The sequence below is a fragment of the Glutamicibacter protophormiae genome (genome assembly GCF_014647495.1).
Classification (GTDB): Bacteria; Actinomycetota; Actinomycetes; order Actinomycetales; family Micrococcaceae; genus Glutamicibacter; species Glutamicibacter protophormiae.
The window spans coordinates 63,902-74,853 of record NZ_BMPH01000015.1 but is presented as its reverse complement, the minus strand read 5'-3'; the positions used below and the strand labels follow the sequence as shown (position 1 = coordinate 74,853).

Here is a 10,952-nt window from a genome sequence, read left to right as displayed (position 1 = left end):
CGACCGCACGGACCGCCTTGTTCTATGGGCAGGCCCCACCCCGCACCCAGGGGTGGAGCCTGCCCACCATCCACGCCCAAAGACATCGCGTCTCGGATTCACATGATGGGCAAGTGCCGCCGAACGAGGTAGTCGGCGCATGGCGTTGATTCATCCGTGATTCGCGGGGGGTGCCCCTATGTTCTGTGTCAAGCTATTTTCAGCTCCGGAACGTCATAAAGTGAGCCATCCCGAATCATGGCAAACAAGACTGTGAGGCGACGGTGCGCTAACGCGATGAGTGCCTGGTTGTGGCGTTTCCCCTGAGCCCGTTTCCGGTCATAGTAGTCCCGACTGGTCGGATCAAAACGGATGGACGCAAACGCCGAGAGGAAGAGGGCTCGTTTCAAGCGTTTGTTCCCTGAATGACTTACGCGTTCGGACTTGATCGATGTCCCTGATTGACGCGTGGTTGGTGCCAGGCCGGCGTAGGAGGACAACGCTGCGGCGCTGGGGAAGGTCTTGCCGGAGGTCTCGGCGATGATGATCGCTGCGGTCCTGACGGCGACCCCTGGCATGGATGTCAGGACAGGGTAAAGAGGGTGAGCCTCCACCATGGTTTCCAAGTGCGTGGCCACATCTACCCGCTGGGCGTGCAACGAGATTAGTTGCCGGGCCAGGTGAGGGATCACCAGTCCAGCAGCATCGGTGCCGACCACGACCACTGTTTGCTCATCGAGTGCGTCCATGATGGCTACGGCCCAGGCAGTGTGCCGGCGGGCACCGGATTTCTTCAGCTTCGCGTCGATCCGCGCTTTGCCGGCATGCTTCAGTTGCGCTGGAGTAGGCCAGGTAGCGAGGATTTCAAGGACGGCGTCGTGTTCCAGCCAGGGGCCGAGGATCCGTTCTAGTGGCGGGTGGATTTGGGTGAAGAGACCGCGGATCCGGTTGCTGGTTTGGGTGATCTGGCGTGCCAGGTCCAGGTCGAATCCGGTGAGCATGCCCAGGGTTGCTTCGTCCTCGTCGGAGACTTGGATGCTGCGCAAGGTGTGTGGCATGGTGCGTGCCGCGTCGGCGATGATGAAGGCGTCTTTTTCGTCTGTTTTCGCGGTGCCTGGATACATGTCTGCGATGCGCCGCATCGAGAGTCCGGGAAGGTAGGCCACCGGAATTCCGAGGTTCTGGGCTACGGCAACAGCGAGGGCGCCGATGGTGGCAGGCTGGTCCACGACTACCAGAACCTGTCCTTGAGCTAGAAGCTTTTGATACACGGCGGTGAGTTTGGTTTCGTCGTTGGGTAGGGTCTTGTTCCAGATTTTGGTGCCGTCTTGGACGACGGCGCAGGCCCAGTGGTCGGTTTTGCCGACGTCGAGGCCGAGGAAGATCTGGATGTCTTCGGTTTTCATGACCGGTGCTCCTTTGAACCGATTAATTGTTCAAGGTCGGCCAACCGTCGGTAGCAAAGTCTTACATCCACGTTACGACTGGCGTCCGTTTTTGGCGCCGTGCCCCTAATCAGCAATCACCTCGCTGCCATCCAATCCCGGTGGCAACACCCCCCGGACTATTGGATAAGCAGGGGCAAGACACCATGCCGGGATTGGCCGGCCGACAGTTCCTATCATCCTCGGGTGAAGGAACTATCAACAAGGTAACGGGCAGCACCCGAAGAGAGATTCTCAAATCTATAGAATAAGTTGTAGCTGTGGCCTAGGCTTTAGCCATGTCGCCACTACGTCTTACCCTCGCCCTCATAATGATCCCGCTCGTCATCATGGCGATGTTGGGGGTGCTGCTGCTTGCCCAGGGAGATACCGCCAATGCCCGGGGCAGCTTCGCGCTCGGCGTGATCGCAGCGGCGGTCTGCGGCGCTTCCTCGGTCTACCAAGTCAAGGCCTGGAACCTCAAAACGCAGTCAGTGGTCCATTTTGGAATCATGCTGGTCACGGTGTTGCCCGCGATGTATCTCAGCGGCTGGTTCATCTTGGCCAATGCCATGGACTATCTGCAGGTACTCGGGATGTTCCTCATGGTCGGTGCGGTCTTGTGGCTTCTGTTCTATCTGATTTTCGGGGTACTCCAGCCCAAGCGCGCTTCGCAGCAGGCGCGCAACTGACTCACGGCGTGTTAATCAACCGTGCCGGTTCCACCAGAGAGGTGGAACCGGCACGATTTTCTGGCTCGGTTATCGCCTGCGCCGTCCGCGGTTGTCCGGAGGAGTAGTGATCGGATCCCAGCCGCGGCGTACCGGCCGTGCGCCTGCACCCCGGGACTCATCCCGCGAACGGTAGACGATGTACGGGCGGAACAGGTAGGGGATCGGTGCCGAGAATACGTGGACCAGCCGGGTGAACGGCCACAGCGCAAACAACAGCGACGCGGTGATCACGTGGAGCTGGAAGAAGATCGGCACCTGCTCCATCATTTCCGGATGGGGCTGGAAAATGATCATCTGCCGGATCCACGGGGAGATCGATTCGCGGTAGGAATAACCCGACCCGAAGACCTGGTACACCAGCGTCGCCAAGGTGCCGAAGAACAGCGCGGCCCCCAGGAACACATACATGACCTTGTCCATCGGGGTCGTCGCCACGAAGACCGGCCCCACCGTGCGGCGCCGGTAGATCAGGATCGCCAAGCCAGCCAGCGTCAGGATGGCGGCCGCGGTGCCGAGCCATGTCGCTCCAAGGTGGTACATGTGCTCGTCGATGCCGATGGCGTATAGCCATTCGCGAGGGATCAGCAGGCCGACCACGTGGCCGGCGATCACCATCAGGATGCCCAGATGGAACATCGGCGACCCCCAGCGCAGCAGCCGGCTTTCGTAGGTCTGGCTGGACCGGGTAGTCCAGCCGAACTTGTCGAAGCGGTAGCGCCAGATGTGCCCGACGATGAAGACCACGGCGCAGGCGTAGGGCAGCACCACCCACAACAGAAGCGATCCGGTACTCACGGGTTCCCCCTAGGACTGAATGGTGGAAGGTTTCCAAGGAAAGACAGGCCCACGGTCTCCGTGGGAGGGCCCTCGCTGACCAGCGCCAGCACCCGTTCCCGGGTGGCGGCGTCGACCGGCGGCAGGGACAGCGTGATGGTGCGGACCAGTGGAGCCCAGAGGCTGTCCGTCGCTTCCAGCGCGGCGCGCAGCACCTCGATGCCCTCCACATGGGCCGCCAGCAGCACCTCGGCGATTTCGTCCTCGCTGCGGGCGGAGAATTCCAGCACCGCAGGCAGGTAGTCAGGCAGCTCCTCGGCGTCGAAGTCCCAGCCGGCGGCCCGGTAGGCCTCGATGAAGGTGACCAGTGCGGTGCCGCGCTTGCGGGTGTCCCCGGTGGCGAAGTAGCTCAGGTACAAGCTGCACTTGCGCTTCAAGTCGAAGGTGTCCACGTAGTCGCGCTGTAACCGGCCGGCCCCGGTCTGCCGGGCGGCATCGATGAACCCGGCGAAGAGCCCGGCGATCTGCGGGGGAACCCGGACCAGATGGGACTCGAGCTCGTCGAGCCGGGCGAACCAGGCGTCGTCCGGGTAGTCCAGCAGCAGCGAGGCCAGCATGTGCACCCGGGAGCGTTCGGCACGGCTCATCCGCACCGGATCCAGCCCCCCGGGCAACGGGCGGCGCGGGGTCGCCCGGTTGAACAGCCGCGGAATCATTTCTTCTCCTCGGGCGGGAACAGGCCGTCGGGTTTGCCGTTGCCGTCCCAGTTCAGCAGGTTGACGCGCCCCGGGCTGGACGGCCGGTCCGCGGTCTGCCGGTTCTTCAGCGAGTGGAAGTTCTCCACCGCCACCGGGACCGAGGCACCGGAGGAGGAGCCGAACGGTCCGGCGCCTCCCATGCCCGGTCCGTCCTCGAAGTCCAGCGAGCAGCCCATTTCCTCCAGGTCGTGGGCCTGCTCGGCGTGGGCGGCCGGGATGACATAGCGTTCCTCGTATTTCGCGATGGCCAGCAGCCGGTACATCTCCTGGATTTGCGCACCGCTCATGCCCACCGCGTTCGCGATGGATTCATCGTGCTCGTCATGCAGGGAGACGCCCCGCATGTAGGAACGCATGGCCGCCAGCTTGCGCAGCGACAGCTCCACCGGCGCCGGATCCCCGGCGGTGAACAGCTCGGCCAGGTAGCCGACCGGGATGCGCAGCTTGTCGATCGCGGCGAAGAGGTTGTTCGCGTCTTCGCCGTCGTTGCCGGTGTTGGTGACCACGTCCACCACCGGGGACAGCGGCGGGATGTACCAGACCATCGGCATGGTGCGGTACTCCGGGTGCAGCGGCAGCGCGACCTCGTAGTCGCGGATCAGCCGCCAGATGGGGCTGGCCTGCGCGGCGGCGATCCAGTCTTCTTCGATGCCCTCGGCCCGGGCGGCCTCGATGACCGCCGGGTCGTTCGGGTCCAGCAGCACGCTGCGCTGGGCGTCGAGCAGCTGGTGCTCGTCCGCCACGCTGGCGGCCGCGGCCACGGCGTCGGCGTCGTAGAGCACCAGGCCCAGGTAGCGAAGCCGGCCCACGCAGGTTTCGGCGCAGACCGTGGGCAGGCCGACCTCAATGCGCGGGTAGCACAGCGTGCACTTCTCGGCCTTGCCTGTGCGGTGGTTGAAGTAGACCTTCTTGTAGGGGCAGCCGGAGACGCACATGCGCCAGCCGCGGCAGGCGTCCTGGTCCACCAGCACGATCCCGTCCTCCGCGCGTTTGTACATCGCGCCCGAGGGGCAGGAAGCCACGCAGGAGGGATTCAGGCAGTGCTCGCAGATGCGCGGCAGGTAGAACATGAAGGCCTTCTCGTACTCGGCCTTCACCTCTTCGCTCATCTTGGCCAGCAGCGGGTCTTGGTCCATGGTCTCCAGCGAGCCGCCCAGGTTGTCGTCCCAGTTCGCGGACCATGAGATCTTCATGTCCTTGCCGGTCAGCAGCGACTTCGGGGTGGCCACCGGGGTGTGCTCGCCGGCCGGCGAGTTCAGCAGCATGTCGTAGTCGTAGGTCCACGGCTCGTAGTAGTCCTGGATCCCGGGCAGCTTGGGGTTGGAGAAGATGCGCGAGAGCTTGTGCAGGCGCCCGCCGTCGCGCAGCTTCAGCCGGCCGCGCTTGTTCAGCGTCCAGCCGCCGCGCCACTTGCCCTGGTCCTCGTAGGTGCGCGGGTAGCCGACGCCGGGCCGGGTCTCCACGTTGTTGAACCACACGTACTCAACCCCGGACCGGTTGGTCCAGGCCTGCTTGCAGGTCACCGAGCAGGTGTGGCAGCCGATGCACTTGTCCAGGTTCATCACCATGGACATCTGGGCCATGACCTTCATCGGTACTGCACCTCCTGGTTGCGGCGGCGGATCGTGGTGACCTCGTCGCGCTGGTTTCCGGTGGGGCCGAGGTAGTTGAACGCCCAGGCCAGCTGCCCGTAGCCGCCGATCAGGTGGCTGGGCTTCATGAGGATGCGGGTCAGCGAGTTGTGGATGCCGCCGCGCTTGCCGCTGGTTTCAGCGATCGGCACATCCACCGTGCGGTCCTTCGCGTGGTACATGTACACCGTGCCCTCGGGCATGCGGTGCGAGACGATCGCGCGGGCGACCACCACGCCGTTGCGGTTGTAGGACTCGATCCACTCGTTGTCCCGCACCCCGATCTTCGCCGCGTCCTGCGGGGACATCCAGATGGTCGGCCCGCCGCGGGAGAGCGAGAGCATGAACAGGTTGTCCTGGTACTCGGAGTGGATGGACCACTTGGAGTGCGGGGTCAGGTAGCGCACCGCGACCTCCGCGTTGCCGGACTCGTGCGCCCCGACCTCGCCCAGCTGGGCGTCGCCGAACAGCCGGTGCATGTCCAGCGGCGGCCGGTAGATCGGCAGCGTCTCGCCCAGTTCCTGCATCCAGTCGTGGTCGAGGTAGAAGTGCATGCGCCCGGTGAGCGTGTGGAAGGGCTTGAGGTGCTCGACATTGATCGCGAACGCGGTGTAGCGCCGCCCGCCGTGCTCCGAGCCGGACCACTCCGGGGAGGTGATGACGCTGCGCGGCTGGACCTGCACGTCCCTGAAGGAGATGCGCGAGCCCTCGTGCTCCTCGGAGAGGAACGCCATCTTCTGCCCGGTGTGCTCCTCCAGCTGCCGGAAGCCGGCCGTGGCCAGCCGCCCGTTGGAGGTGCCGGAGAAGGCCAGGATCATCTCGCAGGCCTTCTGGTCGGTGTCCAGCTTCACCGACCCGTCGCCCGTCGCTCCGTTCAGCCGGCGCAGCGCCTCGATCTCAGGGCCGACCTGGTACTTCACGCCCTTGGTGGCCATGCCGAGCTTTTCGGTCAGTGGTCCCAGGGAGCTCCAGCGCTCGTAGATGTTCGGGTAGTCGCGTTCCACCACTGTCAGCTTGGGCATGGTCAGCCCCGGCACCAGCGGCGCGCCCTGCGGGACCTGCCCCTTGACGGTGGCCATGGCATCCGGGGTGTCGTGCTGCAACGGGGTCGCGACCAGGTCCTTGCGTGTGCCCAGATGGGTCGCGGCGAACTGCCCGAAGCGCTTGGCCATCTGCCCGAACAGCTCGAAGTCTGTTTTGGTCTGCCAGGGCGGGGCGATCGCCGGGTTGAAGGAGTGGATGAACGGGTGCATGTCCGTGGAGGACAGGTCGTACTTCTCATACCAGGTGGCGGCCGGGAAGACCAGGTCGGAGAACAGCGTGGTGCTGGTCATGCGGAAATCCGCGGTGGCCAGCAGGTCCAGCTTGCCCTCCGGCGCCGTCTCGTGCCAGGCCATGTCCACCGGGCGCGAGCCCTGCGGGGTTTGCGGGGCGCGCACCGAGGCGTCGGTGCCCAGCAGGTGCTTGAGGAAGTACTCGTTGCCCTTGCCGGAGGAGCCCAGGATGTTCGCGCGCCAGATGAGCACCACCCGCGGGAAGTTCGCCGGGGAGTCCGGGTTCTCGCAGGCGAAGGCCAGCGAACCGTCGGTGAGCGAATCCACCACATGGGCCGCGGGGTCCTTGCCGGCCGCCTCGGCCTCGTCCACCAGATCCAGCGGGTTGCGGTTGAACGTCGGGTAGTCAGGCATCCAGCCGCGCTTGATCGATTCCACCAGGCAGTCCGCGGTGGTGCGCCCGTCGAACGTGCCGCGCGCCAGCGGGGAGGCCAGCGAGTTCGCCGGCAGCCCGTCGTAGCGCCACTGGTCGGTGGCCAGATACCAGAACGCCGTGCCGATGGTGTGCCGCGGCGGGCGGCTCCAGTCGCCGGCGGAGGCGTACTGCTGGTAGCCGGTGAGCGGACGGACCTTTTCCTGCCCGACGTAGTGCGCCCAGCCGCCGCCGTTCACGCCCTGGGTGCCGGTCATCATGGTCAGTGCCAGGAAGGTGCGGTAGATGGTGTCCGAATGGAACCAGTGGTTGGTGCCCGCGCCCATCAGGATCATCGAGCGGCCCCCGGACTTTTCGGCGGTGTCCGCGAACTCGCGGGCGATGCGGATCGCCTGCTGCGGCGGCACCCCGGTATGCTCCTCCTGCCAGGCCGGCGTGCCTACGGTGGAGGCGTCCATGAAGTCCGTTGGCCAGTGCCCGGGCAGGGAATCGCGCCCCACGCCGTACTGGGCGAGCATCAGGTCGAACACGGTGGTCAGCTGCTTGCCGGCGATGTGCACCACGGGCACCCCGCGGGAGACCACGCCGGATCCACCGGCGTGCTCCTGGCCGGCTTCGGGGGCCAGATCGAAGCGCGGCAGGCTGATTTCTGCGCTCTGCCCGTCCCAGCTGGCCAGGTCCATGACCGAGAGCATGGGGGTGATGTCTCCCAGATCCAGGTTCCACCGGCCCTTGTCCGCGGCGGAAAAACGGTGCCCCAAGGTGCCGCGCGGGACGCGGGCGGCGCCGCTCGCATCCAGCAGCGCGGGCTTGAACGCGGCATTCTCCTCGTCCTCCAGACCCAGGTCCGCGGCGGTGAGGAACTTTCCGGGCACCGGGGTGCCGGTGGCCGCGTCGATCTCCACCAGGAACGGGGAATCGGTGAAGCGGCGCATGTAGTCCTCGAAGGGCGCGGTGCGCTTGTCGACGTAGTGCTCCTTGAGGATCACGTGCCCCATGGCCATGCCCAGGGCCCCGTCGGTGCCGGGCTGCAGTGCGACCCACTCGTCGGCGAACTTGGTGTTGTCGGTGTAGTCGGGGGAGACGGACACGACCTTCTGCCCGCGGTAGCGCGCCTCGGCCATGAAGTGGGCGTCCGGGGTGCGCGTGACCGGGACGTTCGAGCCCCACATGATCAGGTATTGCGCGTTCCACCAGTCGGCAGATTCGGGGACGTCGGTCTGGTCGCCGAACACCTGCGGGCTGGCCACCGGGAGGTCGGCGTACCAGTCGTAGAAGGAGAGCATGGTGCCGCCGATGAGGTTCAGGTACCTGGACCCGGCTCCGTGCGAGACCATGGACATCGCCGGGATCGGGGAGAAGCCGGCGATCCGGTCCGGACCATAGTTCTTGACCGAGTAGACCTGGGCCGCCGCGGCGATCTCCAGGGCTTCGTCCCAGGTGGTGCGGATCAGCCCGCCCTTGCCGCGGGCCCTCTTGTAGCTTGCTGCCTTGGCCGGATCCTCGACGATCGAGGCCCAGGCCTCCACCGGATCCGGGTGCGCGGCCTTGGCCTCGCGGTACAGCTTGGCCAGCACGTCGCGGATGTACGGGTAGCGGACCCGGGTGGGGGAGTAGGTGTACCAGCTGAACGCCGCGCCGCGCGGGCAGCCGCGGGGTTCGTACTCGGGGGAGTCGGGGCCGACGGAGGGGTAGTCGGTCTGCTGGGTTTCCCACGTGATGATGCCGTCCTTGACGTACACCTTCCAGGAGCAGGACCCGGTGCAGTTCACCCCGTGGGTGGACCGGACCACCTTGTCGTGCGACCATCGGTCGCGGTAGAAGACGTCTCCTTGGCGCCCTCCGGAAAGGAACATGGCTCGCAGGTCATCGCTGGTTTCGCCGCGGCGCAGAAATCTGCCCATGGAAAGCAGCGAATCGGCGAGAGGACCATCGGTGGCCGGTGGTGTGTGGTGTGGCCGGTCTGTCATTGCAGGGTCTCCCTAACTGTGACTCGTGCCACCAGCTTCGTCCTTAACCCTGAGAGTTTCAAGGGGGTCTTGCGAAAAGGTCCCGGAGCATTTAAAGCCAGCCACTGGCAGGAAATTAATCTTCCGCTCTGGCGCGGGGGTGAAACAGCGTTTAGGGTGCACTGTAGAAGCTGTGTGAATAATCCTGATCTTTGCCCCGTGGAGGGTTGAAATGAGCACGAATTCCGCACCATCGACTTCGCCTGCGCACCCCGACCTGCGCGGGCAACTTCCCCAGGTTCTGCTGGCCACGCTGGCCAGCGCCGTCGGCTTCTGGGCGTGGATGCTGATCGCCCCGATCCAGAAGTATTACTCCGAAGGCATGGATCTTTCCGAGGGGCAGATCTCCCTCATGCTGGCCACTCCGGTGCTGGTCGGAGCGCTGGGGCGCATCGTCACCGGGGCGCTGACCGACCGCTTCGGGGCGCGCAAGATGTTCACCGTGGTGCTGCTGGCCTCGGTGCCGGCCGTGCTGCTCGTGGCGCTCGCCGGGTCGATCGGAAGCTTTGCGCTGCTGATCGTGGCCGGAACGCTGCTGGGCGTGGCCGGAACCATCTTCGCGGTGGGCGTCCCGTTCTCCAGCGCCTGGTACGAGCCGAAGCGGCGCGGCTTCGCCAACGGCGTGTTCGGCATGGGCATGATCGGCACCGCGGTCTCCGCGTTTTTCACCCCGCGGCTGCTCAGCGGCATCGGCTACCTCGGTACCCACCTGTTCATCGCCGGGCTGCTGGTGGTCATGGCCGTGCTGGTGTGGTTCTTCCTGCGCGAGTCCCCGGCCTGGACGCCGAACGCCCAGCCGCTGGTCCCCAAGGTGACGGGAGCGCTGAAACTGCCGATCACCTGGCAGATGTCCTTCCTCTACGGCATCGTCTTCGGCGGCTTCGTGGCCTTCTCCACCTTCCTGCCCAAGTACCTGACCACCATCTACCCCGACCAGGTGGACCCGGTGGGCGCCGGCACGCGCACCGCGCTGTTCGCCGTGGCCGCGGTGGTCGCCCGGCCGATCGGCGGCGTGCTGGCGGACAAGTTCGGGCCGAAGGTCATCGCGCTGGTGTCGCTGGCCGGCATCGTGTCGCTGGCCTACATCGTGGGCCAGCAGCCGGAGGAAGGCATCCTCACCGGAACCGTGTTCATCCTGATGGCTTCCGCCATGGGTCTGGGCATGGGTGCGGTGTTCGCGTGGATCGGCCCGTCCACCCCGCCGGAGAAGGTCGGAGCGGTCTCCGGCGTGGTCGCGGCCGCCGGCGGCCTGGGCGGATACTTCCCGCCGCTGGCCATGGGCGCGACCTATCACGCGGAAACCAACTCCTACGCGCTGGGCCTGTGGCTGCTGGTGCTGGTCGGAACCTTCGCGCTGGTCGTCGCCGGCATGCTGCAGGGCGCCAGGGGCAAGGCGGCCACGTAGGCTGGAGGCATGGAAGAGCAGGCGGCGCTGTACAGCGAGCGGGGAACGGTCATCGGGCGGGCCCCGCGGCCCCGGGTCAGGGCGGAGAACCTGCGCCACGGCGCCACCGGGATCGTGGTGTTCAACCCGCAGGACCGCATCTACGTCCACCAGCGGACCTGGAGCAAGGACCTGTACCCCGGATTGTTCGACTTCACCGCCGGCGGGGTCATCCAGGCCGGGGAGGACCCGTTCGAATCCGCCCGCCGGGAAGCAGCCGAGGAACTCGGGGTGCGCGGAGAGCTGGTCAGCCTGGGCGAGGCGGACTATGCCGACGCGCGTGCCAGATACCGCGCCTTCCGCTACTGGATGATCGCGAACGGCCCGCTGAAGCTCCAGGCGGAGGAGGTGCTGGGCGGGGAATGGTTGGAGGTTTCCGCGCTGATCGCGCAGGCCGCCGCCGATCCCGGGCGCTTCATGCCCGACGCCGTGGCGCTGTTCCTGCCGTGGCTTGCATCCCTCGATGCGCTGCCGCCGGCCAGCGGCCGGTAA

The 10,952-nt window shown here is 66.0% G+C and carries 8 protein-coding genes; 3 read left to right on the top strand and 5 right to left on the bottom strand.

Features of this window, described 5'->3' with window-relative positions:
• Nucleotides 1-188 precede the first annotated feature (188 nt).
• On the bottom strand, nucleotides 189-1,385 hold the full coding sequence (locus tag IEY43_RS15675) for an IS110 family RNA-guided transposase (protein WP_188949566.1): 1,197 nt from the start codon (nucleotides 1,383-1,385) through the stop codon (nucleotides 189-191).
• A gap of 317 nt (nucleotides 1,386-1,702) precedes the next feature.
• Between IEY43_RS15675 and IEY43_RS15670 the strand changes: the two genes are divergently transcribed.
• A complete protein-coding gene (locus IEY43_RS15670; RefSeq protein ID WP_188949564.1) occupies nucleotides 1,703-2,095 on the top strand; it encodes a DUF3021 domain-containing protein in 393 nt (130 codons plus the stop codon).
• Between the two features lie 69 nt (nucleotides 2,096-2,164).
• On the opposite strand, the gene narI is transcribed toward IEY43_RS15670, so the two are convergent.
• The 4 genes from narI to IEY43_RS15650 are packed head-to-tail and all read right to left on the bottom strand — an operon-like array spanning nucleotide 2,165 to nucleotide 8,911.
• Nucleotides 2,165-2,932, bottom strand: coding sequence for a respiratory nitrate reductase subunit gamma (narI, locus tag IEY43_RS15665; protein WP_188949562.1), 768 nt, complete (start codon nucleotides 2,930-2,932; stop codon nucleotides 2,165-2,167).
• Nucleotides 2,929-3,627: a nitrate reductase molybdenum cofactor assembly chaperone gene (narJ, locus tag IEY43_RS15660; RefSeq protein WP_188949561.1), complete on the bottom strand. Its 699-nt coding sequence runs from the start codon at nucleotides 3,625-3,627 to the stop codon at nucleotides 2,929-2,931. The genes narI and narJ overlap by 4 nt, the downstream gene beginning before the upstream one ends.
• Nucleotides 3,624-5,261 (bottom strand): nitrate reductase subunit beta, encoded by a 1,638-nt coding sequence (gene narH, locus IEY43_RS15655; protein ID WP_188949559.1) that lies wholly within the window; start codon nucleotides 5,259-5,261, stop codon nucleotides 3,624-3,626. Before narH ends, narJ begins: the two co-directional genes overlap by 4 nt.
• Entirely contained in the window at nucleotides 5,258-8,911 is a 3,654-nt protein-coding gene (locus IEY43_RS15650) for a nitrate reductase subunit alpha (RefSeq protein ID WP_229777447.1), read from the bottom strand. Before IEY43_RS15650 ends, narH begins: the two co-directional genes overlap by 4 nt.
• Before the next feature lie 277 nt (nucleotides 8,912-9,188).
• Here IEY43_RS15650 and IEY43_RS15645 point away from each other — a divergent pair, with 277 nt between their 5' ends.
• Together IEY43_RS15645 and IEY43_RS15640 are read left to right on the top strand one after the other, a co-directional pair.
• Nucleotides 9,189-10,421 carry an MFS transporter gene (locus IEY43_RS15645; RefSeq protein ID WP_188949555.1) on the top strand — a complete coding sequence of 411 codons (1,233 nt, stop codon included), beginning with the start codon at nucleotides 9,189-9,191 and terminating at the stop codon, nucleotides 10,419-10,421.
• Between the two features lie 9 nt (nucleotides 10,422-10,430).
• The gene (locus tag IEY43_RS15640) at nucleotides 10,431-10,952 is read left to right on the top strand and encodes an NUDIX domain-containing protein (protein ID WP_188949553.1); all 522 of its coding nucleotides are present in this window, start codon (nucleotides 10,431-10,433) and stop codon (nucleotides 10,950-10,952) included.